General features: G+C 73.6%; 24 protein-coding genes. 9 read left to right on the forward strand and 15 right to left on the reverse strand.

Features of this window, described 5'->3' with window-relative positions:
- Window positions 1-181 precede the first annotated feature (181 nt).
- The 3 genes from HUN58_RS02655 (at window position 182) to HUN58_RS02665 (ending at window position 2727) form a co-directional block, all read left to right on the forward strand.
- Window positions 182-1159, forward strand: coding sequence for an MDR family oxidoreductase (locus HUN58_RS02655; protein ID WP_180225871.1), 978 nt, complete (start codon window positions 182-184; stop codon window positions 1157-1159).
- Between the two features lie 108 nt (window positions 1160-1267).
- Window positions 1268-1933, forward strand: coding sequence for a GntR family transcriptional regulator (locus HUN58_RS02660; protein ID WP_180225872.1), 666 nt, complete (start codon window positions 1268-1270; stop codon window positions 1931-1933).
- A gap of 8 nt (window positions 1934-1941) precedes the next feature.
- Window positions 1942-2727, forward strand: a complete 786-nt coding sequence (locus tag HUN58_RS02665) for an ABC transporter ATP-binding protein (protein ID WP_254631604.1) — start codon at window positions 1942-1944, stop codon at window positions 2725-2727.
- 104 nt (window positions 2728-2831) lie between these two features.
- Here the strand turns inward: HUN58_RS02665 and hemL are convergent, their stop codons facing one another.
- The 11 genes from hemL to hemE all read right to left on the reverse strand — a co-directional run bounded on the left by hemL (window position 2832) and on the right by hemE (window position 12715).
- Window positions 2832-4202 (reverse strand): glutamate-1-semialdehyde 2,1-aminomutase, encoded by a 1371-nt coding sequence (hemL, locus tag HUN58_RS02670; RefSeq protein WP_180225873.1) that lies wholly within the window; start codon window positions 4200-4202, stop codon window positions 2832-2834.
- Entirely contained in the window at window positions 4199-5254 is a 1056-nt protein-coding gene (hemB, locus tag HUN58_RS02675; RefSeq protein WP_167509962.1) for a porphobilinogen synthase, read from the reverse strand. Before hemB ends, hemL begins: the two co-directional genes overlap by 4 nt.
- Window positions 5251-5949 carry a uroporphyrinogen-III synthase gene (locus HUN58_RS02680; RefSeq protein ID WP_175325574.1) on the reverse strand — a complete coding sequence of 233 codons (699 nt, stop codon included), beginning with the start codon at window positions 5947-5949 and terminating at the stop codon, window positions 5251-5253. Before HUN58_RS02680 ends, hemB begins: the two co-directional genes overlap by 4 nt.
- 141 nt (window positions 5950-6090) lie before the next feature.
- Complete coding sequence (gene hemC / locus HUN58_RS02685; RefSeq protein ID WP_175325573.1) at window positions 6091-7104, reverse strand: hydroxymethylbilane synthase; 1014 nt, start codon at window positions 7102-7104, stop codon at window positions 6091-6093.
- 62 nt (window positions 7105-7166) lie between these two features.
- Window positions 7167-8405, reverse strand: a complete 1239-nt coding sequence (locus tag HUN58_RS02690) for a ferrochelatase (protein ID WP_180225874.1) — start codon at window positions 8403-8405, stop codon at window positions 7167-7169.
- The gene (gene hemQ / locus HUN58_RS02695; RefSeq protein ID WP_058741589.1) at window positions 8402-9127 is read right to left on the reverse strand and encodes a hydrogen peroxide-dependent heme synthase; all 726 of its coding nucleotides are present in this window, start codon (window positions 9125-9127) and stop codon (window positions 8402-8404) included. Before hemQ ends, HUN58_RS02690 begins: the two co-directional genes overlap by 4 nt.
- A gap of 70 nt (window positions 9128-9197) precedes the next feature.
- On the reverse strand, window positions 9198-9428 hold the full coding sequence (locus HUN58_RS02700) for a hypothetical protein (protein ID WP_114851233.1): 231 nt from the start codon (window positions 9426-9428) through the stop codon (window positions 9198-9200).
- Between the two features lie 38 nt (window positions 9429-9466).
- Entirely contained in the window at window positions 9467-9898 is a 432-nt protein-coding gene (locus HUN58_RS02705; protein WP_114851234.1) for a phage holin family protein, read from the reverse strand.
- Window positions 9895-10149, reverse strand: a complete 255-nt coding sequence (locus HUN58_RS02710) for a hypothetical protein (protein ID WP_114851235.1) — start codon at window positions 10147-10149, stop codon at window positions 9895-9897. Before HUN58_RS02710 ends, HUN58_RS02705 begins: the two co-directional genes overlap by 4 nt.
- Before the next feature lie 98 nt (window positions 10150-10247).
- Window positions 10248-11576, reverse strand: coding sequence for an NAD(P)/FAD-dependent oxidoreductase (locus HUN58_RS02715; protein WP_180225875.1), 1329 nt, complete (start codon window positions 11574-11576; stop codon window positions 10248-10250).
- Complete coding sequence (hemE, locus tag HUN58_RS02720; protein WP_229666931.1) at window positions 11573-12715, reverse strand: uroporphyrinogen decarboxylase; 1143 nt, start codon at window positions 12713-12715, stop codon at window positions 11573-11575. The genes HUN58_RS02715 and hemE overlap by 4 nt, the downstream gene beginning before the upstream one ends.
- An 89-nt stretch (window positions 12716-12804) precedes the next feature.
- Here hemE and HUN58_RS02725 point away from each other — a divergent pair, with 89 nt between their 5' ends.
- Window positions 12805-14115, forward strand: a complete 1311-nt coding sequence (locus HUN58_RS02725; RefSeq protein ID WP_180225876.1) for a glutamyl-tRNA reductase — start codon at window positions 12805-12807, stop codon at window positions 14113-14115.
- Between the two features lie 23 nt (window positions 14116-14138).
- Window positions 14139-14543 carry an NUDIX domain-containing protein gene (locus HUN58_RS02730; RefSeq protein WP_257222231.1) on the forward strand — a complete coding sequence of 135 codons (405 nt, stop codon included), beginning with the start codon at window positions 14139-14141 and terminating at the stop codon, window positions 14541-14543.
- Window positions 14544-14561: 18 nt separating this feature from the next.
- Here HUN58_RS02730 and HUN58_RS02735 read toward each other — a convergent pair whose 3' ends face one another.
- The gene (locus HUN58_RS02735) at window positions 14562-14843 is read right to left on the reverse strand and encodes a hypothetical protein (RefSeq protein ID WP_144803541.1); all 282 of its coding nucleotides are present in this window, start codon (window positions 14841-14843) and stop codon (window positions 14562-14564) included.
- A gap of 113 nt (window positions 14844-14956) precedes the next feature.
- On the opposite strand from HUN58_RS02735, the gene HUN58_RS02740 reads away from it, so the two are divergent.
- Window positions 14957-15625: a DUF4232 domain-containing protein gene (locus HUN58_RS02740; protein WP_180225877.1), complete on the forward strand. Its 669-nt coding sequence runs from the start codon at window positions 14957-14959 to the stop codon at window positions 15623-15625.
- Window positions 15626-15631: 6 nt separating this feature from the next.
- Here HUN58_RS02740 and HUN58_RS02745 read toward each other — a convergent pair whose 3' ends face one another.
- Together HUN58_RS02745 and HUN58_RS02750 are read right to left on the reverse strand one after the other, a co-directional pair.
- Window positions 15632-16591 (reverse strand): serine hydrolase, encoded by a 960-nt coding sequence (locus tag HUN58_RS02745; protein WP_231049799.1) that lies wholly within the window; start codon window positions 16589-16591, stop codon window positions 15632-15634.
- A complete protein-coding gene (locus HUN58_RS02750) occupies window positions 16591-18603 on the reverse strand; it encodes a M13 family metallopeptidase (protein ID WP_254631606.1) in 2013 nt (670 codons plus the stop codon). Before HUN58_RS02750 ends, HUN58_RS02745 begins: the two co-directional genes overlap by 1 nt.
- A 97-nt stretch (window positions 18604-18700) precedes the next feature.
- On the opposite strand from HUN58_RS02750, the gene HUN58_RS02755 reads away from it, so the two are divergent.
- On the forward strand, window positions 18701-20038 hold the full coding sequence (locus tag HUN58_RS02755; RefSeq protein ID WP_144803553.1) for a uracil-xanthine permease family protein: 1338 nt from the start codon (window positions 18701-18703) through the stop codon (window positions 20036-20038).
- A 186-nt stretch (window positions 20039-20224) separates the two neighbouring features.
- Here the strand turns inward: HUN58_RS02755 and HUN58_RS02760 are convergent, their stop codons facing one another.
- The gene (locus HUN58_RS02760; protein WP_058741580.1) at window positions 20225-20887 is read right to left on the reverse strand and encodes a GAP family protein; all 663 of its coding nucleotides are present in this window, start codon (window positions 20885-20887) and stop codon (window positions 20225-20227) included.
- Window positions 20888-20918: 31 nt separating this feature from the next.
- Between HUN58_RS02760 and HUN58_RS02765 the strand changes: the two genes are divergently transcribed.
- On the forward strand, window positions 20919-22262 hold the full coding sequence (locus tag HUN58_RS02765) for an MATE family efflux transporter (protein ID WP_208745391.1): 1344 nt from the start codon (window positions 20919-20921) through the stop codon (window positions 22260-22262).
- On the forward strand, window positions 22259-23470 hold the full coding sequence (locus HUN58_RS02770; protein WP_208745392.1) for a lipopolysaccharide biosynthesis protein: 1212 nt from the start codon (window positions 22259-22261) through the stop codon (window positions 23468-23470). The genes HUN58_RS02765 and HUN58_RS02770 overlap by 4 nt, the downstream gene beginning before the upstream one ends.
- Window positions 23471-23474: the final 4 nt, after the last annotated feature.

The following is a 23474-nucleotide window of genomic DNA, read 5'->3' on the forward strand; positions in this document are numbered from 1 at the left end:
GTGGGGTGCCGATCTGCGCGGAGGAGGCCGATCCGCGCATGGTGGGGCGTTCCTTCCGGCCCACCACGCGCGGAACGTCCTCCCATCGCGGACGCGATGGGCCGGAACGACGGGTGATGGGCCGGAACGACGGGCGATCGGCCGGGACGACGGACTGGAGGATCGGGGTAGCGTCCGACGCATGACGCGCGCAGTCCTCGTCTCCCGTTCCACCCCGCCCGCCGTCACGCAGGTCGACGTGCCCGAACCCGACGAGGGCGAGGCCCTCGTCGACGTCACGTACTCGAGCGTCAACTACAAGGACGGCCTCGCCCTCGCCGGCAACCCCGGCGTCGCCCGGGTCGACCCGCTCGTCCCGGGCATCGACGTCGTCGGCACGGTGTCCGCGCTCGGCCCCGGGGTGCACGACGTCGCGATCGGCGACCGGGTCGTGTGCAACGGCGCGGGCCTCGGCGAGACGCGGCACGGCGGCTGGGCCGAGCACGCGGTCGTCCCGAGCGGCGCCCTCGTCGTGCTGCCGGACGGCATCGAGGACTCCTACGCCGCCGCGATCGGCACGGCGGGCTTCACGGCGATGCTGTCGGTCCTCGCCCTCGAGCGTCTGGTCGCGCCGGACGACGACCCGGTCCTGGTCACCGGCGCCTCGGGCGGGGTCGGCACGGTCGCGATCGCGCTGCTCGCGGCGCGTGGGTACCGGGTCACCGCCTCGACGGGGCGCACGACGAACGAGGCCTCGCTCCGCAGGCTCGGTGCGACCGAGGTCGTCGACCGGAGCACGCTCGCCGCGCTCGGCAAGCCCCTGCAGCGGGCGACGTGGGCGGGCGCGGTGGACAGCGTCGGCGGCGCGACCCTGGCGAACGTCCTCGCCGCGACCCGGTGGGGCGGCGCGGTCACGGCGTGCGGCCTGGCGCAGGACTCGGCGCTTCCGACGACCGTGATGCCCTTCATCCTCCGCGCGGTGTCGCTCCTCGGCATCAACTCCGTCGAGGCCCCGCTGCCCCTGCGGCAGCGGGCGTGGGACCGGCTCGCGACCGACCTCGACCCAGCGCTCCTGGCGGACGTCACACGAACGGTCGACCTCGAGCACGCGATCGGCGTCGGCGCGGACGTCGTCGCCGGGCGGGTGCACGGCCGGACGGTCGTCGACCTCCGCGCCTGAGCAGCGGCGGGGCGCGCGTCGATTCGGCTCGCGGGTGATTTGCCAAACGCTTGCGCACTGACACGCTAGGTTTGGTACACGGCACACACCGGACCCGTGAGGAGCACCATGCCCGTCCCCAAGTCGACCGTCGACAACTCGCCCCGCAAGCTCCTGCGGGACGTCGTGCTCGAGAAGATGCTCGCCGCGATCCAGGACGGCACCCTGCAGGCCGGCGAGCGCCTGAACGACGACGAGCTGGTCTCCTGGCTCGGCGTCAGCCGCACCCCCATCCGCGAGGCCATCGCGAAGCTCGTCGACTACGGCCTGGTGGAGATGGAGGCGAACCGCTACACCCGCGTCGCCTCGCCGACCCGCGAGCAGTTCGACGACGCGCTGCAGCTGTACTACGGCTACGCCGAGCTCGCCGCACGCTGGGCGGTCCCCCGCCTCGACGACGCCGCGTCGAAGAAGGCCCTGAAGCTCCTCGACGAGCTGGCCCGCCGCGCCGCCGCCGAGGACCCGAAGGTCTTCGCGACCCTCGACGAGCTCCTGCGCTTCTTCGTGGCGAACACCGGCAACGCGCTCATGGGGCAGCTCGGCGAGTCGCTCATCGTCCGCACCCAGTTCGTCATGCTCACCGAGCCGCAGTTCATGTTCTGGGACGCCGGCTCGGGCATCGACACCCTCGCCGCCGCGGTCCGCTCGAAGGACGGCGACGGCGCCGGCGCGGTCATCCGGGCCCTCGGCACGGCGCTGTTCGCCCACCTGCGCGAGGTCCGCACCCCGGCATGATGGAGGGCGTGACCGACGCCCTCCTCCACGCCACCGGTCTGCGCGTCACGCGCTCCGGCCGCGACCTGCTCCACGACGTCGACCTGACGGTCCGGAGCGGCGAGCACTGGGCGCTGCTCGGGCCGAACGGCGCGGGCAAGTCGACGCTCCTCGCGGTCCTCGGTGCGACGAGCCACCCCTCCGCGGGCACCGTCGACGTGCTCGGCCGACGGCTCGGGCGCGTCGACGTCCGGGAGCTCCGCGAGCACATCGGGCACGTCGACCCCCGACACCGGGTGACGTCACCGCTGACCGTGCTCGAGGTCGTGCTCACCGGCGTCACCGGGACGACCGACCTGATGATGCGGTGGTCACCCACCGCCCAGCAGCTCGCCACCGCGCGGGGTCACGTCGCGGACGTCGGCCTGGAGGCGCGGGTCGACGCCGCCTGGCCCGTCCTGTCCCAGGGCGAGCGCGGTCGTGCCCTGATCGCCCGCGCGCTGATGTCCGAGCCCCGCCTGCTGCTCCTCGACGAGCCGGCCACGGGACTCGACGTCGCCGCACGGGAGCACCTGCTCGACACCGTCGACGCGCTCCGACTCCGGCGTCCCGACCTCGGCAGCGTGATGGTCACCCACCACCTCGAGGACCTGCCGACGTCGACCTCGCACGCGATGCTGCTCCGGGACGGGGCCGTCGTGGCGCAGGGTCCCGCCGACCGGGTCATCACGTCCTCTGCGGTCTCGCACGCCTTCGACTTCCCGCTCGCCGTGGTGCGGACCGAGGGCCGCTGGCACGCACGCCGGGCGGCCTGACCACCGATCCCGCCCCGGTGCCCCGCGAAACGCAACGTCGGCGAGGCCGCGCAGCGGTACGGCGCTGCGAGGAACCGCCGACGTTGCGTTCTGCGAGAGAGGGGCTACGCGGGAGCCGTCGCGGCAGCGGCCGCCTTCGCCGCTGCCGGCAGCGCCTCGAGTACGCGGCTGACGGCACGGTCGTCGTGCGCGGCCGTGACGAACCACGCCTCGAACACGCTCGGCGGCAGGGTCACGCCGGCGTCGAGCATCGCGTGGAAGAACGGCGCGTACCGGAAGGCCTCCTGCGCCCGGACGTCGTCGTAGTTCCGCGGCGCCTCGTCCAGGAACGCGAACGAGAACAGGTTCCCCGCGTGCTGCACGGTGTGCGCCACCCCCTCGGCGGACAGCGCGGCGCTCGTGGCCTCGGCGATCGTCGCCGCGGTCCGGTCCAGGTGCGCGTACACCTCGGGCGTCGCGGCCCGGAGCGTCGCGGTGCCGGCGGCGACGGCGAGCGGGTTCCCGGACAGCGTGCCCGCCTGGTACACGGGGCCGAGCGGGGCGAGGAAGTCCATGACCTCCCGACGGCCGCCGAGGGCCGCGAGGGGCATGCCCCCGCCGATGACCTTGCCGAACGTGACGAGGTCCGGCTTCCACCCGATGCCGTCCGGCACGGTGTTGGACGCCTCGAGTCCCCACCAGCCGGCGGGGCCGACCCGGAAGCCGGTGAGGACCTCGTCGACGATCAGCAGCGCGCCGTTCGCCTTCGTGATCTGCGCGAGCGCCCGGTTGAAGCCGCGCTCCGGGGCGAGGACGCCCATGTTCGCGGCGGCGGCCTCGACGATCACGGCGGCGATGCGCTCGGAGTGCTCGTCGAACGCACGGCGCACGGCGTCCAGGTCGTTGTACGGCAGCACGAGGGTCTGCGCGGCGGTCTCCGCGGTGATGCCCGCGCTGCCGGGGAGCGCGAGCGTCGCGACGCCCGAGCCCGCCTCGGCGAGCAGGGAGTCCGAGTGCCCGTGGTAGTGCCCGGCGAACTTCACGAGGAGGTCGCGGCCGGTGTACCCGCGCGCCAGACGGATGGCGGTCATCGTCGCCTCGGTGCCCGTGGACACCATGCGGAGCTTCTCGATCGGCCCGTCGCCGTCGACCTGCACCCGCTGCTTGACGAGCTCGGCGAGCTCGGTCTCCCCCGGGGTGGACGCCCCGAACGACAGCCCGCGGGACGCCGCCTGCTGCACGGCCTCGACCGTGCCGGGGTGCGCGTGCCCGAGGATCGCCGGGCCCCACGACGCGACGAGGTCGACGTACTCGCGCCCCTCGGCGTCGGTGACGTAGGCGCCCTTCGCGGCGGTCAGGAAGCGCGGGGTGCCCCCGACGGAGCCGTACGCGCGGACGGGCGAGTTCACGCCGCCGGGGATGCTGTTCTTGGCACGAGCGAAGAGCTGGCCGTTCGCTCCGGACTGCGCTGCCGTGGTCGCCGTCGTGGTGGTCATTCGGGGGCCTTCCCGGTCGAGGCGACGCCGGACACCGCCGCGGTGCTGCCGGTCGTGCGCAGGCCGGCCTCCTGGTTGAGCTGGCGCGCGACGTCCACCGCGAAGTAGGTGAGGATCGCGTCGGCACCGGCACGCTTGATGCCGACGAGGGCCTCCATCGCCGCGGCGTCGCGGTCGATCCACCCGTTCTGGGCGGCTGCCGTGATCATCGCGTACTCGCCGGAGATCTGGTACGCCCACACGGGGACCTCGGAGACGTCGGCGGTGCGGGCGAGCACGTCGAGGTAGCTCATCGCGGGCTTCACCATGACGACGTCAGCGCCCTCCTCGATGTCGAGCAGGACCTCGCGGAGCCCCTGCCGACCGTCGGCGGCGTCGATCTGGTAGGTCCGGCGGTCGCCCTGCAGGGTCGACGCCACGGCCTCGCGGAAGGGCCCGTAGAACGCGCTCGCGTACTTCGCCGAGTACGCCAGGAGCGCGGTGCCGCTGTGCCCGGCGGTGTCGAGGGCGTCGCGGGCGGCGGCGATCTGGCCGTCCATCATGCCGCTCATGCAGACGAGCTCGGCGCCGGCCTCGGCCTGGGCCACCGCCATGTCGCGGTAGCGCAGGAGTGTCGCGTCGTTGTCGACGGAGCCGTCGGCCGCGAGCACACCGCAGTGGCCGTGGTCGGTGAACTCGTCGAGGCACAGGTCGGACTGCACGACGAGCGCGTCGCCCACCTCTTCCTTCGCGATGCGGATCGCGACGTTGAGGATGCCGTCGGGGTCGGTCGCGCCGGACCCCTCGGCGTCCTTCGTCGTCGGCACACCGAACAGGTTCACGCCGCCGACGCCCTGCTCCGCGGCCTCGTGCAGCGCGCGGCGGAACGAGTCGAGGGAGTGCTGCTGCACGCCCGGCATGCTCGAGATCGGGATCGCCGACGTCGTGCCCTCGCGGATGAACATCGGCAGCACGAGCTCGGCGGGGTGGAGCCGGGTCTCGGCGACGAGTCGTCGCATGGCGGGGGTGGCGCGCAGCCGACGGGGGCGGACCTGCGGGAAGCGTCCGGTCACGATGACCTTCCTGTTCTGGGGTTCGGGTGGAGGGTCTCGACGACGGCGTCGAGGAGGGCTGCTGCGGACCGACCGCGGGCGACGACGTGCACGGGCAGCCCGGCTGCACGGGCGGCGTCTGCGGTGGCGGGTCCGATGCACGCGACGAGCGTGCGGGGATCGAGGGGGGTCATCCGGCGGACGACCTGCTGGGCGACGCTCCCGCTCGTCACGAGCACGGCGTCGGGTGGCGGGACGAGCACGACCGGGTCGTCGCCCGTCCCCACGGTACGGTACGCGACCACGTCCGACACGTCGATGCCGCGGGCCCGCAGTCCGTCGACGACCGTGGGTGCGGCGATCTCGGAACGCGGGAACAGGACCGGCCCGGCGGTGTCCGGCAGTGCGGCCACCAGCCCCGCGGCGGACTCGTCGTCCGGCACCAGGTCGACGGGCCAGCCGGCCTCGCGGGCGGCGCGGGCGGTCGCCTCGCCGACGCAGGCCACGGCCACCCCGGCCGGGAGGCGCATGGTGCGTCCGGCGACCACACGGACGGCCGTCGCACTGGTCACCACGAGCCACGGGGCACCGGGCGCGACCCCGTCGTGACCGGTGCGGTCCGCGGGCCGCGCGCCGAGCCTCCTGTCCGGATCCGCCCCGAGGCGGGCGAGGGCCGCGTCGAGGGCTGCCGGGTCCGCCGGCGGTGCGTCCGTGATGAGCGGGACGACGACGGGCTCGAGCCCGCGTGCACGGGCCGCTGCGGCGACCTGGTCGCCCCACGCGCCCCCGCGCGGGACGAGGACGACCGGGGGCCGTGCCTCGTCCGCGACGGGGGTGCTGTCGTCCGTGCTGACCGCCTACTCCGCGGGGGTGGCCAGGCCGGGCCCGGCCGAGTGGTCGCCGTCGGCCGGCTCCCGTGAAACGGACGAGGCGAGGTCGGCCAGCTCGGCCGCACCGTTCTCGAGCAGCTCCGCGGCGACGCGACCGGCGACCGCGAGGGCCTCGTCCAGCCGGTCCTGCGCCGAGCCGTCGAGGTGGGCGGCGTGCGACGCCGTGCGGTACTCGGACCCGTCCGGGCGGTAGACCGTCGCGGAGACGAGCAGCAGCTCGGCGTCCACGACCGCCGTCGCACCGATCGGGGCGGAGCAGCCGGCCTCGAGCTTCGCGAGGACCTCGCGCTCCGCCGTCACCGTCAGGCGCGTCGGGGCGTGGTCGAGCTTCCGGAGTGCGGCGAGCAGGTTCTTGTCCGTCTTCGCCGTGCTGGTCAACACCTCCGTCCGGATCTCGACCGCCAGCGCACCCTGTCCGGGCGCACTCGGCCAGAAGCCGAGGTCGAGGAGCTCCGTCGCGGCGTCCAGCCGGTCGATCCGACCGAGACCGGCGGCGGCGAGCACGACCGCGTCGAGGTCGTCCTCGACCCGGCCGAGCCGGGTGTCGATGTTCCCGCGGATGTCCACGACGTCCAGGTCCGGCCGCTTCGCCCGGAGCTGCGCGACCCGGCGGGGCGAGCCCGTGCCGACCTTCGCGCCCTCGGGCAGGGTGTCGATCGTCGCGGCGTTCCGGGCGACCAGGACGTCACGGGCGTCCGCACGCTTCGGCACCGACGCGATCGTCAGGCCGTCGTAGGGCGCCGTCGGGAGGTCCTTGAGCGAGTGCACGAGCACGTCGACCTCGCCCGCGACGAGCGCCTCGCGCAGGGCACTGGCGAACACGCCCGTGCCGCCGAGGCTCGCGAGCGACGCACGGTTCGTGTCGCCCTCGCTCGTCACCGTGACGAGCTCGACGGGCCGACCGGCGGCCTTCGCCAGCCGGTCGGCGACGTCCTGCGACTGCGCGACCGCGAGCCGGCTGGCGCGGGTGCCGAGCCGGATCGGGGCGGGGCCGTCGGACGCTGCCGAGCCGTCGGTCGTCGTCGGCGCGCTGTCCGCGTCCGTCACGGTGCGACGCCGGCCGCCGCGGGCTTGAACCCGGCGCGGACGTTCTCGCAGCAGCCCGGACGGCACACGTCGTACCAGGGGCCGATGTCGGTCAGGTGCGGGCGCTCGCTCGTCGGCGTGCCGTTGACGCGCTCGAGCACGAGGTCGACCAGGCCGGACACGTACGCCGGGTCGACACCGGGCGTCTGCGTGCGGAGCGACCAGAAGCCGAGCTCACCGGCGGTCTCGGTGGCCTCTTCGTCGAGGTCCCACATGACCTCCATGTGGTCGCTCACGAAGCCGAGCGGAACGATGAGCACGGCGCGGGTCGGGCCGCCCTGGAGCTCGTCGTTCATGTAGTCGTTGATGTCGGGCTCGAGCCACGGCTGCGACGGGGGGCCGGAGCGCGACTGGTAGACGAGCTTCCAGGCCGGCTTCGACGTGCCACGCAGGTGCGCGTGCTCGGGCTGCTCGAGCAGTTCGTTCCACGCCTGCTCGAGGACGACCTCGGCCACGGCGAGGTGCTGCGCCTCGTACGCGCCGTGGTCGTCGAACCCGCGGAAGTCCGGGCCGGACTTCGCGGCGTCCGAGGACGGGATGGAGTGCGTCGAGAACAGGACGTGCAGCTCGGTGGCGACGTCGAGTCCGTCGTTCTCGGCGATCGCGCGGGCCATGCCGTCGCGGACGCCGTCGACGAACGGCCGGACGAAGCCCGGGTGGTCGAAGAACTGGCGGACCTTGTCGACCTGGATCGTGTCGATCAGACCGGTCTCGGTGAGCACGCGGGCGTAGTCCTCGCGGTACTGGCGGCAGCTCGAGAACGACGAGTAGGCGCTCGTGGCGATCGCGATGAGCTTCGTGAAGCCCTTGTCGGCGGCCTCGGTGAAGGCCTCTTCGAGGTAGGGCGCCCAGTTCCGGTTGCCCCACAGCACGGGCAGGTCGATGCCGCGCTGCGCGAGCTCGGCCTCGAGCGCCGCCTTGAGGGCACGGTTCTGCGCGTTGATCGGGCTGACACCGCCGAAGTGCCGGTAGTGGTGCGCGACCTCCTCCAGCCGCTCGTCCGGGATCCCGCGGCCGCGGGTGACGTTGCGGAGGAACGGGATGACGTCGTCCTGGCCCTCGGGACCACCGAAGCCGGCCAGCAGGATCGCGTCGTACGCGGTCGGGACCTCGACGTGCTCGGGGCCGTCGGCCGCGGCGGGCGTCGCGGCGAGGACCGTGCCCCGCCCGTTCGAGATCTGACTGGTGTCGGTCACGACAGCACCTCCGGCAGTTCGGCGGTCGTCACCCGACGACCGGTGAAGAAGGGGACCTCTTCGCGCACGTGCAGGCGCGCCTCGGTGTAGCGCAGGTCGCGCATCAGGTCCACGAGGTCGACGAGCTCCGGGCTCTCGAGCGGCAGGATCCACTCGTAGTCGCTCAGGGCGAACGTCGCGATGGTGTTGGTGAGCACCCGGCGGTACTTCGCGCCGGCGATGCCGTGGTCGCGGAGCATCTTCGAGCGCTCCTCCTCCGGCAGGAGGTACCACTCGAACGACCGGACGAACGGGTACACCGTGATCCAGGCCTCGGGGTCCTTGCCACGCAGGAACGCGGGGGTGTGGCGCTTGTTGAACTCGGCTTCGCGGTGCATGGCCATGACGTGCCAGACCGGCTCGGCGTCCTGGAACAGCCCCGTGCGACGGACCTCGCGCAGGACCGCCTGGATCGCCTGGGCGTCGTCACCGTGCAGCCAGATCATGACGTCGGCGTCCGCGCGGAAACCGGACACGTCGTAGAACCCGCGGATCGTGACACCGCGCTCGGCAGCAGCGGCCACCACTGCGTCGAGTTCGGCGACGGCGTCGTCACCCGGACGGTGGACCGGGCCGAGCGGCCGGCGGAAGACCGCCCACAGGGCGTACGCCGTCAAGAGGTTCGGGTCGATGCCCGAGGAAGGGTCTGTCTCGTGTGCGGGGGACTGCACGTCGGAGCTCATGGGTCCTCGTCCTGTCGGTTGCCTGGGTCGTGGCTGCGCGCCGCGTCCGGAGGACCACCGATGGGGCGGTCTACCGCCGTCGGAGCACCGCTACGACGATACTCCCGACCACTGCCACACCGGCTGCGAGCCCCGCCAGGTAGGGCACGGGCTTCTCGTCGATCCCCCGCTTGACCTTCGACGCCGCGATGCCGAGCTGCTTCGGGACGTTGAGCTTGTCCTCGATCGCGTCGAGGGTCTCGAAGAGCTGGTCGCGGTCCGCCTGGACGCGCTTCGCCAGGTCGTCGTGCTGGTCCGTCACGGTTCCTCCGTCGGGGGTGCTGGTCGCGGTCGTGCTCGTCAGGACCGGATGCCGGGTCGGCTCGAGGGCTTGTTACCCATGCCCTTCACCGCGTTGATGTCGTCCTTGACGCTGTCGATCGTGCGCTTCGGGGTGAGCGGCAACGCCTTCTGGAAGCGCTTCCACCCGATCAGGCCGAGGATCCCGGCGACGATCAGCATGACGACGGCGACGATCAGCGCGGCGAGCCACGCCGGCATCACGACGGCCAGGCCCATCACGGCCGCTGTGAGCAGGACGCCGATCGCGTAGAGCAGGACGACCAGGGCGCCGATGAGCAGCCCGGCGGCGAGGCCGATGATCTTCGCCTTGCCGATGAGCTCGGCCTTGAGCAGGTCGATCTCGCCCTTGACCAGGTTCTTGACGAGCTTCGGGACGTCCCCGACCAGACCGAACAGCGAGCGGGACCCACGGGAGCGGGTGTCGCTCATGAGGTGCGGGCGTCCTTCTTCTGACCGACCTTGCGGACGACCTTCTTCGTCTGCTCGCCGACGAACTCGGCGACGTCCGGGGTCTTGTCCTGGATGAAGTCCTCGGCGACGTGCACGCCCTTCTGGACGCCGTTGCTGTTCCAGATCTTGCCGCTGACGGTCTTGATCTGCTCGTACCGCGCCCGTCCGGCTCGCGATCCCAGGACGTACCCGAGTGCGGCGCCGGCGACGAACAGGAGCTTGCCTCGCATGTGCGAATCCTCCGTGGTTTCGGTGTGCGGTGGTCATGCGCCGAACGGAATACGTCCGGCGTCCCACCACAGTAGCCCTCGGGGGGTCCCCGGTCCGCTCAGGATCCCAGGACGCGCTCAGCGGACGCCCGGGCCGCCGCCACGATGCCCGCGAGTCCGCGGCCGCTCGAGGCCTCGCCGATGCCCTCGACACCCTCGGCCAGACCGGCCGCCGTCAGGTCCGGCCCGTACCAGCGGACGCGGGCCGCGCCGGCCACCCGGTCCGGGGTCACCGGCACGCCGAGCAGGGCGGTGGCGTCGCGGGTGGCGCGGGTCCCGACCGCGTCGTCCGGATCGACCGGGAGGCTCGTGGCCACGCCCGCCGGGTCCGTCGCGTCGTCGTGCGGTGCGGTCGCGTAGCTGAGGCGCAGGACGTGGCGCCCGCCGGCTGCCTCGGCGAGCCACCGCCACTTCGCGGTCGCGTGCGTCAGGGCCTTCGCGCTGACGCCGTCGGCCTCCGGGTGCACGAGCATCCCGGTGCCGCGCGGCGCGGCGTCGAGCTCGGGCTGGTCGACGACGAGCGTGACGAGCTCGATGCCGGTGCGGTCGGGAGCGGCGGTACGCATCGGGTCGGCGGTGGACGACAGCACGACCTGCGCCGGGATCCGCTCGCGGGTGCCGCGGGCGGTGACGACCTCGACCGCGTGCCGCTCGACCGCGGTCGCCCGTGTGCGCATCCGGACCTCGACGCCGTACGTCTCGGTGTCCGCCACGAGTTCGTCGACGAGCCGGACGATGCCGCCGCGGATGCCCTGGACCGCGGAGCCGGCGGCGGCACGGGAGCGCAGGGCCAGCACGGCGCGGGCGAGGGACCCCTCGCGCTGCAGAGCCGCTCGGAGCCCGGGGGCGACGCGGTCGGGGTCGAGCTGGTCCGGGTGGGTCGAGTACACGCCGCCCGCGACCGGCACCACCAGGTCGTCGAGCACGCGCTCGCCCATGCGCTTCCGGACGAGGGCGCCGAGCGACGTCGCCTTCGCGCCCACCGGGGACGGCAGCAGCGAGTCCATCTGCGCGCGGAAGCCCCCGCCCTGGCCGATCACCGCGGTGACGTCGGCGGCCATCGGGGTCCCGGGGATGCCGAGGAACCCGGTCTGCGGGATCGGGGCCGTGCGGCCGTCGCGGGTCATCAGCCAGGCGCCGCGGGGGTCGGGCGTCACGACGTCGTTGCCCAGGCCGAGCTCGGTCGCGAGCCGCGCGACGGCGTCGGTCCGGGTCGCGAACGACTCCGCGCCCATGTCGAGGTCGAGTCCCGCGACCGTGTGCCTGCGGAGCATCCCGCCCAGTCGGTCCCCCGCCTCGACGAGCACCACGTGCGCGCCGCCCTTCGCGAGGTCCCGGGCGGCGACCAGGCCAGCGACCCCGCCGCCGACCACGACGACGTCGGTCACGCGGCGGTCTCCTCGCCGTCACCAGCGCCGTCGGCCGCGCCGCTCCCGAGCGAGTGGACCAGCTCGACGACGCGGGTCAGCACGGTCGGGTCGGTCTCCGGCGGGACACCGTGCCCGAGGTTCACGACGTGCGACCGGGCCGCCCCGCCGCGGCGGACGACGTCGCGCACGTGGGCCTCGAGCACCGGCCACGGGGCCGCCAGCATCGCGGGGTCGACGTTGCCCTGCACGGTCACACCGGGGCCGACGCGGCGGACGGCCTCGTCCAGGGGCACGCGCCAGTCGACGCCGACCGCGTCCACCGCGAGCGTGTCCGCAGGGTCGCCCATCGTCGTCATCTCGTGCAGGACCTCGCCGCTGCCGACGCCGAAGTGGATCCGCGGGACCCCGAGGTCGGCCACGTGTGCCAGGGCCGTGGCGGAGTGCGGTGCGACCGAGGCGACGTAGTCCGCACGCGAGAGCGAACCGACCCACGAGTCGAACAGCTGCGCGGCGGACGCCCCGGCGGTGACCTGCGCCCGGAGGAACGCCCCGGAGACGCCCGCTGCCCAGTCGAGCAGGCGGGCCCAGGTCTCGGGCTCGGCGTGCATCATCGTGCGGGCGCGGATGTGGTCCTTCGACGGGCCGCCCTCGACCAGGTAGGCGGCGAGCGTGAAGGGCGCCCCGGCGAACCCGATGAGGGGCTTCTCGCCGAGCTCCGCCACGGTCCGCTGCACGGCCTCGGTGATCGGTGCGAGCGCCGCCGGGTCGAGCGGCTCGAGGGCGTCCACGTCGGCCGCGGTGCGGATCGGCGACCCGAGCACCGGACCGCGACCGGGGACGATCTCGACGTCGACGCCCGCGAGCTTGATCGGCACGACGATGTCGCTGAAGAAGATGCCGGCGTCCACACCGTGGCGGCGCACGGGCTGCAGGGTGATCTCGGACGCGAGCGCCGGGTCGAGGCACGCGTCGAGCATCGCGGTGCCGACCCGCAGCTCCCGGTACTCGGGCAGCGACCGACCGGCCTGCCGCATGAACCACACCGGGAGCGTCTCCGGCCGGTCCCCACGGAGCGCCCGGACGAGCGGCGACCCCGAGGTCCGACCGGTCACGAGCGGGTGGGAGTCGGGCAGCGCAGGGGTGGTGGCGTCGGTCACCGGACGATTCTCCCATCGGTCGCGGGGCTGTCCATGAGCACGCGGTCAGCGAACAGCCCGCGCAGCGATCGCGGGTTACGATGGAAGACGTGCTCATCTGTCTCACGGCGTCGCACCGCAACGCCAGCTTCGATCTCCTGGAGCGACTGAGCATCGGCGCACCGACCGCCGCGAGCCGTCTGGTGACGGACTCCGACGTGCTCGACGGAGCCGTCGTCCTCGCCACCTGCAACCGCTTCGAGGCCTACCTCGACATCGCGGGCGGCGACCGCGACTCCGCCGTGTCGGCCACCGTCGACGCCGTCGCGACCGCGAGCGACCTCGTGCCCGCCGAGGTCGCCGAGTCCGTCCAGGTCCTGGGCGGCGGGGACGTCGTGCAGCACCTGTTCGCCGTGTCGAGCGGGCTGGAGTCCGTCGTCGTCGGCGAGACCGAGATCTCCGGCCAGGTCCGACGCGCGCTCGAGGACGCCCGCGCGAACGGCACCACGACCTCCGAGCTCGAGCGGCTCTTCCAGGAAGCCGCGCACACCTCCCGCGGCGTCAAGACCCGCACCCGCATCGGCGCCGCCGGACGCTCGCTCGTCCGCCTCGGCCTCGAGCTCGCCTCCTCGCGCATCACCGACTGGGCGCACACCCGCGTGCTGCTCGTCGGCACCGGCAGCTACGCCGCCACGACGATCGCCGCGCTGCGCGACCGCGGTGCCGCGAACATCCAGGTCTTCTCGCCGTCCGGTCGCGCGCCGTGGTTCGCCGCCAAGCACGACCTCGTCGCCGCCACCGACCTGCGCGGGGCGATCGCGTCGAGCGACGTCGTCATCACGTGCACCTCGAGCGAGGTCCCGGTCGTCGAACCGGCCGACCTCGACGACGGACAGCGCCGGATCGTCATCGACCTCGGGCTCCCCCGCAACGTCGACCCCGACGCCGCGGACGTCGACGGCGTCGAGCTCCTCGACCTCGAGACGATCAGCATCCACGCGCCGATCGCCGAGCTGAACGCCGAGTCCGAGGCGCGCCAGATGGTGGACGACGCCGTGTCGCGCTTCCGTGCCCAGGCGCTCGAGCAGTCCACGACCCCGGCGCTCGTCGCGTTCCGGAAGCACGTCTTCGACATCCTCGACGACGAGATCGAGCGGGCGAAGCGCCGTGACGCCGACCCGGAGTCCGTCGAGCAGACCGAGCGCGCACTCCGGCACCTCGTCGGCGTCCTGCTGCACCGCCCGTCCGTCCGCGCCCGCGAACTCGGCCGTGCCGGGCGCGGCGAGGAGTTCGTCGGCGCCCTCGACGCCCTCTACGGCGTCCACCCCGAACCCGAGGCCGAGCTGCCGTCCCCCGTCGTCCCGCTGGCCGACCGGACCGCACCCGTCGCGGACCGGACCGACGCGGCGGACGCGAGCTGAGCCTCCAAACCGGTCCCCCGACGCTGCGTGTCAGCGCCCTCCTGCTGGTCCGCGACCGGCGCGTCCTGATGGTGCGTGCGCGCGGACGCGACGTCCTCTACCTGCCCGGCGGCAAGGCGGAGCCGCACGAGACCGACGTCCAGGCCGCGCTGCGCGAGGCCGACGAGGAGATCGCGGTGCGGCTCACCGCCGCCGACGTCGAGCCCTTCGGGACGGTCACGGAACCGGCGCACGGACAGGCTCCAGGGACGATCGTCGCGATGGCGCTCTTCCTGGTCCGACCGGGAGGCGCGTCGGACACCGCCTCGCCGGTCGCCTCCGCAGAGGTGGACGAGGTCGAGTGGGTCACGTCCGGGGACGCGGACCGGTGCCCGCCGGCGGGCGTCGAGACGCTCCGCCGGCTGGTCGCCGCCGGTCTGGTCGACTGAGCCCGACCAGGCTGCGGGCTACTGGTCCTTGTCGGTGTAGTGCCCCGCGGCCTCGCCCAGGGTCGGCTCGGCCTCGCCCGGGATGTCCGACTCGACGTACTCGCCCTCGTCGCGGCCGTCGCCGGCCCCCTCGGGTCGGGTCTCGCCGGGGATGTCGCTCGACACGAACTCGCCGGCGGGCTCGTTCGACGTGACGTGCTCGTCGCCGGGGATGTCGCTGTCGACGAACGCTCCGGCGCGGGGCTCGACGCCGTCCGCGCGGCCCTCGTCGCCGCGTGCCTGTTCGTGCTTGCCTGCCATGTCCGACCTCCGTCGCTCGTGTGGCGTGGCTGGTGCCTCGTCGTCGCGAGCATGCTCGGCGCGGCTGGGCGTGCGCCGAGACCCGTCCCCCGGGCCGGGTGTTGCGTTGCAGCATGCAGCGGAACGTGAAGACGATCGTCGTGTCCACCGCCACGGGCCTGCTCGCCGTGGTCGTCCTCGCCGGGTGCTCGTCGGGGCCGGCTCCGTCGGTGACCAGGACGGTCACCGCGTCGGCCACGCCCGGGTCCTCCGCGTCCGGGACGCCGTCCGCCGCCGGCCAGGCGGCACCGTCGCCCGGTGCCACGCCGACCGGGACCGGGGGCGCGGCCGACGGTTCCGGGACGACCTGCACGGTCTCCTCGCTCGCCGGCGGGACCGAGGCCGGCAGCGGTGGCGCCGCGGGGAGCACGATCATCCACCTGACCCTGCGGAACACCGGCTCGACGACGTGCACGCTCCAGGGCTGGCCCGGTGTCTCGTTCGTCGGGGACGGCGACGGGACGCAGATCGGTGCCGCCGCGACGCAGGACCGATCGTCGGCGCACCCGACCGTGACCCTCGGACCGGGACAGACCGCGGTGGCTCCGCTGAAGATCGCGAACGCGCAGAACTTCTCGAACGCCGCCTGCTCGCCGGTCGCCGCGGACGGCTTCCGCGTCTACCCGCCGGGGTCGACGGAGTCCCTGTTCATCCGCGCGTCGGGCTACACCGCCTGCGCCGAGTCGGGCGCGGCCCTGCTCGACGTGCAGGGGCTCGTGCCCGAGGGGCAGGCGACCGACTGACCGCGATCAGCGGTAGGACGGGGCGTGCACCACCTCGAGCACCTCGGTACCGAGTGTCCGGAGCGCCTCCACCACCCCGAGGCGTCGCTGGAGCGAGGCGTCGTCGAAGGTCACCGTGACGGCGTAGCTCACCGACGACCCCGGCCCGCGGAGGATCCCGGCCTCCGCCCGCACCCCCGTCGACGACCCCGTCACGACGACCGCCTGCAGACCGTGGTCGAGCGCCCGGTGCGCCAGGGGGTCGAGACCGAACGAGCCCGCGACGAGGGACAGGTCGCTCGCCAGGGACAGCCAGCCGAGCACCCGGTTCGACACGGCCTCGTCGACGACCTCGCCGAGCGCCAGGCCCCGCATCAGCCAGGCGAGCTCGCCGGTGGGGGCCACCGAGGCGTCCGGGGCGTCGTCCGGCCCGCGGCGGTCCCGGACGCGGTCGATCAGGGCGGTCCGCTCGATCCCGAGCGCCTCCGCACGCTCCCGCACGGCGTCGATGCCGACCGTGGAGAGCAGCGCGTTCATCGCCCAGGAGTCGGCCGTCGCACCGACGAGCGTCGCGAGGTCGGGGACCTGCATGGTCGGTTCCTGCAGGAACTGCCACAGGCCGGCACCCGTCGCCGTGTCCCGCGCCATGCGCTGCAACCGGTCCCCGTGCAGGCGACCGTCCTCGAGCTGCGCGGCCGTCTCGATGAGGAGCAGGACGCGTCCGAGGCTCGCGACGGGCTGCACGAGCGTGTCGTCCACCGCCAGCAGGGCCCTGCCGGTCGAGGTGTCGATGACGGACGCACTGACGGACGCACCGTCCCGGGCCAACGCACCCAGTGCCTCCAGGCCGGCCGTGAACCGCTCGTCCGCACCGCCGCGGTGCCGTCCGCGCGCACGGACGCCGTCCGCGGCGTCGACGTGCTGTCGACGCCGCGGACGGCGGGTGGAACCCGGTTCGGAGGACGCGGACGCGTCCGGTTCGGTCATCACCAGATCGCGACGCGCTCTGCCGGGTCGAGGTACATGGCGTCCTGCTCGGTCACGCCGAAGGCCTCGTAGAAGCCGTCGATGTTCCGCACGACCTGGTTGCAGCGGAACTCCGTCGGCGAGTGCGGGTCGATCGAGAGCAGGCGTGCTGCCTCTTCCGGGCGGATGGCCATCCGCCAGGCCTGGGCCCAGCTGAGGAAGAACCGCTCGGCGCCGCTGAGGCCGTCGACCACGGGCGGCTCCTGGCCGTCGAGGGACAGCAGGTACGCCTTCCACGCGATCGACAGACCGCCGAGGTCGCCGATGTTCTCGCCGATGGTGAGCGCGCCGTTGACGTGGCCGTCCGGGACCTCGGTCGGGACGAGGGCGTCGTACTGCGCGATGAGTGCCTTCGTGCGGTCCTCGAACGCGGCACGGTCGGCCTCGGTCCACCAGTTCTGCAGGCGGCCGTCACCGTCGTACTGCGAGCCCTGGTCGTCGAAGCCGTGCCCGATCTCGTGCCCGATGACGGCGCCGATCGCGCCGTAGTTCGCGGCGGCGTCGCGGCCCGCGTCGAAGAACGGGAACTGCAGGATCGCCGCGGGGAACACGATCTCGTTGAAGCCCGGGTTGTAGTACGCGTTGATGGTCTGCGGGGTCATGAACCACTCGTCGCGGTCGATCGGCTGACCGATCTTGCCGAGCTCGCGGTCCACCTGGAAGGACGCGACCGCGCGGACGTTGCCGAGCAGGTCGGTCGGGTCGACGGCCAGCGCCGAGTAGTCGCGCCACTTCACCGGGTAGCCGATCTTCGGCGTGAACTTGTCGAGCTTGTCGAGCGCCCGGGCGCGGGTCTCGTCGGTCATCCAGTCGAGCGCGGTGATGCTCTGGCGGTAGGCCTCGACCAGGTTGGCGACGAGGTCGTCCATCTTCGCCTTGGACGTCTCGTCGAAGTGCTCCTGCACGTAGATCCGCCCGACGGCCTCGCCCATCGCACCCTCGACCAGGGAGACGCCGCGCTTCCAGCGCTCGCGCTGCTTCGGCGCACCGGTGAGGGCCGTGCCGTAGAACGAGAAGTTCGTCGCGGACAGCGCGCTCGTCAGGTAGGCCGCGGATCCTCGGACGACCTGCCAGCGGAGCCAGTCCTTCCATGCCTCGACCGGCTCGCGGTGCAGGAGCGCGACCAGCCCCGTGATGAACGAGGGCTCCCGCACGACGACCGTCTCGAAGGCGCCGGCCGGGGCGTCGATCGCTTCCCACCAGTGCTGCAGGTCGACACCGTGGGCGAGTCCGGCGATCTCCGCCCAGGGCATCTTGTTGTAGGTCTTCTGGCTGTCGCGGGTCGTCACGTTGTCCCAGTGCGCCGCGGCGAGCGCCGTCTCGAGCGCGATCACGTGGTCGGTCCGCTCGGCCGCGTCGTCGAAGCCCGCGAGCGGGAACATCGCGGCGACGAACTCGCGGTACTTCGCGCGGATGTCGGCGAACCGGTCCTCGCGGTAGTACGACTCGTCGGGCAGCCCGAGGCCGGACTGTTCGAGGAACACCACGTACGACTCGGGGTCGCCCGGGTCGTTGTCGACGAAGAGCTGCAGGAACCCGGGAAGCCCGAGCCGTTCGAAGCGGCCGACCATGCGGACGACGTCCTCGACGGAGTCGACCGCGTCGACCTCGGCGAGCAGGGGCTCGATCGGCTCCGTGCCGAGCGACTCCAGGTGCTGCTCGTCGGTGAAGGACGTGTAGAGGTCCCCGACCTTCCGCTCCTCGGTCCCCGGAGCGGCCTGCTGGGAGCGCTCGACGATCGCGCGGACGGCTTCCTCGGCGGCCTCGGCCAGCACCGTGAACGAGCCGTACCGCGCCTTGTCGTCGGGGATGGGCGTCGCGTCGATCCACGAGCCGTTCACGTGCCGGTACAGGTCGTCCTGCGGTCGGACCGCGGGGTCGAGCTCGTCGGTCGTGATCCCGGAGCCGAGGGCTCCCGAGGTCTGCGTGGTCCCCGTGCTCGGGTTCCCTGGCGTGGGTGCGACGTCCGTCATGCGTCCACGATAGCCACCACCACCGGCTCGGCACCCGGTCGGTGGCCACCCCTGTGGACGACCCCACAGGGTGCCGGCGGCCCGGTACGGTCATCGCATGGGACTCGGCTGGAAGCTGCACGGGGACGGCGCGACCGTCTCCGCCTCGACGATCGTTGCGCCGGACGAGCGCCTGAGCTGGGGGCGGACGATCGGCCTCGGCGTCCAGCACGTCGTCGCGATGTTCGGCGCGACCTTCCTGGTCCCGCTGCTGACCGGCTTCCCGCCGTCCACCACGCTGCTCTTCAGCGGTGTCGGGACCCTCCTGTTCCTGCTCGTCACGGGCAACCGGCTGCCGAGCTACCTCGGCTCGTCGTTCGCCTTCATCGCGCCGATCGCGGCCGCGACGAAGATCGGCGGCATCCCCCTCGCCCTGTCCGGCATCATCGTCGTCGGCGCCCTGCTCGCGCTCGTCGGCCTCGTGGTGCACCTGGCCGGCGCGGGTTGGATCGACCGGCTCATGCCGCCCGTGGTCTCCGGTGCGATCGTCGCCCTGATCGGGTTCAACCTGGCGCCGGCCGCCCGCGACAACTTCACGAAGGCACCCCTGACCGCGGTGGTCACCCTCGCGGCGATCATCCTGGTGACCGTCCTGTTCAAGGGGCTCGTCGGCCGCCTGTCCATCGTGATCGGTGTCGTCGTCGGCTACGTCGTGGCCGCACTGTCCGGGCAGGTCGACCTGTCGAAGGTGTCCGAGGTCCCCTGGGTCGGCCTGCCGACCTTCACCGCGCCGGCCTTCGACCCCGGGCAGCTCGCCGTGTACCTGGGCTTCGTGCCCGTCGTCCTCGCGCTCGTGGCCGAGAACGTCGGTCACGTGAAGGGCGTCGGGCAGCTGACCGGCCGCGACCTCACGCCGCTGACCGGACGCGCGCTCATGGCGGACGGCCTCTCGACGGTGCTCGCCGGCGTCGGAGGCGGTTCGGCCACGACGACCTACGGCGAGAACATCGGCGTCATGGCCGCCACGCGGGTCTTCTCCACCGCCGCGTACTGGGTCGCGGGCATCGTCGCGATCCTGCTCGGGCTGTCGCCGAAGGTCGGGATGGTCATCTCGTCGGTCCCGGCCGGCGTGCTCGGCGGTGCGACCACGGCGCTGTACGGCCTGATCGGCGTCATCGGCATCCGCATCTGGGTCGAGAACAAGGTGGACTTCGCCAAGCCGAAGAACCAGCTGACCGCGGGCATCGCCCTGATCATGGGCATCGCCGACTTCACGTTCTCGTTCGGTGGCGCCACCTTCGGCGGCATCATCGTCGGCACCGTCGCGGCGATCGTCGTCTACCACCTGATGGACCTGGTCGGCCGGGCACGCGGCACGGAACAGGTCGCGCCGAAGGCCTCGGACGCGGCGCACGCCGCGACCGGTGCGGTCCCGGCGGAGCCGCGCGCGGACTGACGCACGGACCACCGGACGGGAGGATCGTGGCCAGCCCGCCACGATCCTCCCGTCCGGCGTCCCGCCAGCCCGTCAGCCCACTGGGGCGTCCCCGCCCCGTCGTCGATGGAGCAGACGACGTCGGGTGGTCGGGACGGACCCGACGTCTCCTGCTCCACCGAGCGACCTCGGGCGGGACCGGCCGGGTCAGCGGAGGCCGGTGAGGCCGACCACCAGCTGGACCACCGCCAGCACGACGAGCACCACCACCAGGCCGACGGTGCCCCACCGCTCGATGCCCACCCGCAGGGCGGACAGGGGTCGGTGCGCACGCGGACCGGCCGCAGCGGCGACGACCACCGGCGCAGCGACCGTCGAGGCGGCGACGACCACGAACAGCACGGCCGCCACGACGGCCTGCCCCGGCGCGGGGTCAGCGTCGCCGAACGCCAGTCCCGCGGTGAGCGCGAGCACGAGCGCCTTGGGGTTGCAGAACAGGAGCAGGCCGAGGCCGAAGCCGTGACCGGTGCCGAGCCGCTCGACGGCGTCCGACCACCGGGCACTCGACGGACGCCCGTCGGGCAGGCGCCGTGTCGTCCACTGCCAGACGGCGAGTCCGGCGAGCACCGCGGCGGCGGCGAGCGCCACGACGGCCTGCACCGACGACCCGCCGGCGGTCTCGAGCGGGAGCCGCTCGCCGACGAGGACCGCGACCACGAGCGCCACGGCCACCGCCGTCGCCCACCCGACCACGCAGGCGATCGCGGGTCCGTACCCGCGGCGGTGCCCGAGCAGGAAGACGACCGACGCGATCGGCAGGGGGCTCAGGGCGATCCCGACGGCACCGGGCACGAGGGCGGTCAGGTCCACGGTCGGAGCGTACCGCCACCAGAATGGTGCGGTGCCCCGTCCTCCCGCGTCCGCCGAGCGCCCTGCTCGCTCCGAGCAGCGCGGGGTCGACCGGGACATCGTCCGGCTCGCGGTGCCCGCCCTCGGGGCGCTCGTCGTCGAGCCGCTCTTCCTGCTGACGGACACCGCGCTCGTCGGGCACCTCGGGGCGACGTCCCTCGCCTCGGTCGGCCTGGCGGGCGCCGTGCTGCAGACCGTGACGGGACTCCTCGTCTTCCTGGCGTACTCGACGACCCCGGCCGTCGCCCGGGCCCTCGGTGGTGGGGACCGTCGCGGCGCGGTGCACGCCGGCATCGACGGGATGTGGCTCGCGCTCGCGCTCGGCGTCGTGCTCGCGCTCGTCGGGTGGCCGCTGGCCGGGCCGCTCGTCGACCTGTTCGGCGCCTCGCCCGCGGTGTCGGCGGCGGCGACGGCGTACCTGACGGTGTCGCTGATCGGCCTGCCCGGGATCCTCGTCGTGACCGCCTCGACCGGACTGCTGCGCGGTCTGCAGGACACCAGGACACCGCTCGTCGTCGCGACCGTCGGCTTCGTGGCGAACGGGCTGCTCAACGCCGTGCTCATCTACGGCGCGGATTGGGGCGTCGAGGGCTCGGCGGCCGGCACCGTCATCGTGCAGTGGGCCATGGCGGCGGTCTACGTCGGCATCGCGGTCCGCGCAGCCCGGGCGTCCGGGGCGCCGCTGCGGCCGGGAGCGTCCGGCGTCGCACACGCGCTGCGGTCGGGGGCGTGGCTGTTCCTCCGGACCGCCTCGCTGCGGGTCGCGATGCTCGCGACCGTCGGGACCGCGGCGGCGCTCGGGACCACCGGGCTCGCGACGACGCAGGTCGGGCTCACCGTCTTCTCGACCCTGGCGTTCGCGCTGGACGCCCTCGCCATCGCCGGGCAGGCCCTCGTCGGGCACGGCCTCGGCGCGCGCGACCCCGACCGGGTGCGGCTCGTCACCCGGCGGCTGGTGCTGCTCGGCATCGCCGGGGGTGTGCTCCTCGGGCTCGTGACCGTCGCGGTGAGCGGCCTGCTCGGACCGGTGTTCTCCGACTCCGCCGCGGTCCGGGACGCCCTGCCGCTCGTGCTCGTCCTCATCGCCGTCGGGATGCCCGTCGCGGGCTACGTCTTCGTGCTCGACGGCGTGCTCATCGGCGCGGGTGACGCCCGGTACCTGGCGATCGCCGGCGGGGTGAACCTGGTCGTGTACCTGCCGCTCCTCTGGTGGGCGGGCGGCACGCTCGCGGGACTCTGGGCGGCGTTCGCGCTCGGGTACATCGGGGTCCGGGCGGTGACGCTCGGGCTCCGGGCGCACCGACGAGGCTGGATCGAACAGGCGCTGGCCCGGTGACGCGCTCCGGGGAAGGGACCGCGGTCGCGTCCTCCGCGGTGCTCGCGACGGTCGGCATCGGGGTGCAGGGGGTCGCGAAGCTCCTGGTCACGGTCGTCGTCGGCCGGGTGTTCGGCACCGAGACCCTCGGGCACGCGACGGCCCTGCTGTCCCTGTCGGTCTTCGCGGCGCTGCTCTGGCCGAACGCGGCGGGGAACACGGCCTCGCGGTACCTCGCGGTCGCGCTCCGGGCCGGCCGGTCGGACGCCGCGGTGAACCGACTGCTCGGGGCTGCGACGGCGGTGTCGAGCGTCGTGCTCGCCGCGCTGACCGCGCCGATCGCGATCGAGTGGGGCAACGGGCCGTGGACCGTCGTCGGCGGTGTCGCGGTGGTGGTGGCGTACGGGCTCTACTGCCACGCGCGGGGTGCGCAGCTCGGGTACGGTCGTGCGCCACTGACCGCGCTGTGGGACACCGTCACGAGCGTGCTCGCGCTCGGGCTGCTCGTGGCCGTCTGCGTCGCCCGGCTCGAGGCCCTCGTGCTGCTCCCCCTGGCCGTCGGCTACACGGTGTTCGCGGTGGCGTGCTGGCCGAGGGGCAACCGAGCCGCCGGTCCGCCGGAGCCGACGACCGGGGTGCTCGGCTTCGCGCTGTGGAACGTCCTGGCCGTGACCACCGCGAACGGCCTGCTCCAGCTGACGATGATCGCGGCGCAGGTGAGCGTCTCCGCGCGCGAGGCCGGGGTCTACGCCGCCGCGTTCACGCTCGCGACGCCCGCCTCGATGCTCGGGCAGGCCCTGGGGCAGGTGCTCGTCCCGGCCTTCGCGCACCGGACGGACGGCGGGTCGCTGCGCTCCCGCGGTGCTGCCCTGCTCGTCGGGGGCTTCGCGGGCGGGACCGCGGTCGTGTTCGGACTCGTCGCACTGCTCGCCGGGTGGTTCCTGCCGATCGTCTACCCGGCCGAGGGGGCGGCAGCCGTGGCGGACCTGCGGTACCTGATGGTCGGCGTGTGGGTGTTCACGGTCGGGCTCGTCCCGGCGGCGCTCCTGCTCGCGGCCGGTCGGTCGCGGGCGGTGGCGCTGGCCTCGGTCGCGGGGTTCGTCGTGGGTGCGGTGCTGATGGCCGTGCTCGCGCCGGTCGCCGGGGTCGCGGGTGGGACGACCGGGTTCCTGGTCGGCAGCGCGGTGAACCTGGTCGCGGTGCTCGGACTCGGGTTGCGGCGGCGCTGAGCAC

The sequence above is a fragment of the Curtobacterium sp. Csp1 genome (assembly GCF_013347185.1).

Excerpts from the sequence above, each read along its gene's own strand:
- hemL (WP_180225873.1), bottom strand. The coding sequence starts at position 4,202 with ATGACCACCACGACGGCGACCACGGCAGCGCAGTCCGGAGCGAACGGC.
- HUN58_RS02740 (WP_180225877.1), top strand. The coding sequence starts at position 14,957 with ATGCAGCGGAACGTGAAGACGATCGTCGTGTCCACCGCCACGGGCCTG.
- HUN58_RS02735 (WP_144803541.1), bottom strand. The coding sequence starts at position 14,843 with ATGGCAGGCAAGCACGAACAGGCACGCGGCGACGAGGGCCGCGCGGAC.
- HUN58_RS02660 (WP_180225872.1), top strand. The coding sequence starts at position 1,268 with ATGCCCGTCCCCAAGTCGACCGTCGACAACTCGCCCCGCAAGCTCCTG.
- HUN58_RS02710 (WP_114851235.1), bottom strand. The coding sequence starts at position 10,149 with ATGCGAGGCAAGCTCCTGTTCGTCGCCGGCGCCGCACTCGGGTACGTC.
- HUN58_RS02745 (WP_231049799.1), bottom strand. The coding sequence starts at position 16,591 with ATGACCGAACCGGACGCGTCCGCGTCCTCCGAACCGGGTTCCACCCGC.
- HUN58_RS02755 (WP_144803553.1), top strand. The coding sequence starts at position 18,701 with ATGGGACTCGGCTGGAAGCTGCACGGGGACGGCGCGACCGTCTCCGCC.
- HUN58_RS02750 (WP_254631606.1), bottom strand. The coding sequence starts at position 18,603 with ATGACGGACGTCGCACCCACGCCAGGGAACCCGAGCACGGGGACCACG.
- hemQ (WP_058741589.1), bottom strand. The coding sequence starts at position 9,127 with ATGAGCTCCGACGTGCAGTCCCCCGCACACGAGACAGACCCTTCCTCG.
- HUN58_RS02705 (WP_114851234.1), bottom strand. The coding sequence starts at position 9,898 with ATGAGCGACACCCGCTCCCGTGGGTCCCGCTCGCTGTTCGGTCTGGTC.
- HUN58_RS02655 (WP_180225871.1), top strand. The coding sequence starts at position 182 with ATGACGCGCGCAGTCCTCGTCTCCCGTTCCACCCCGCCCGCCGTCACG.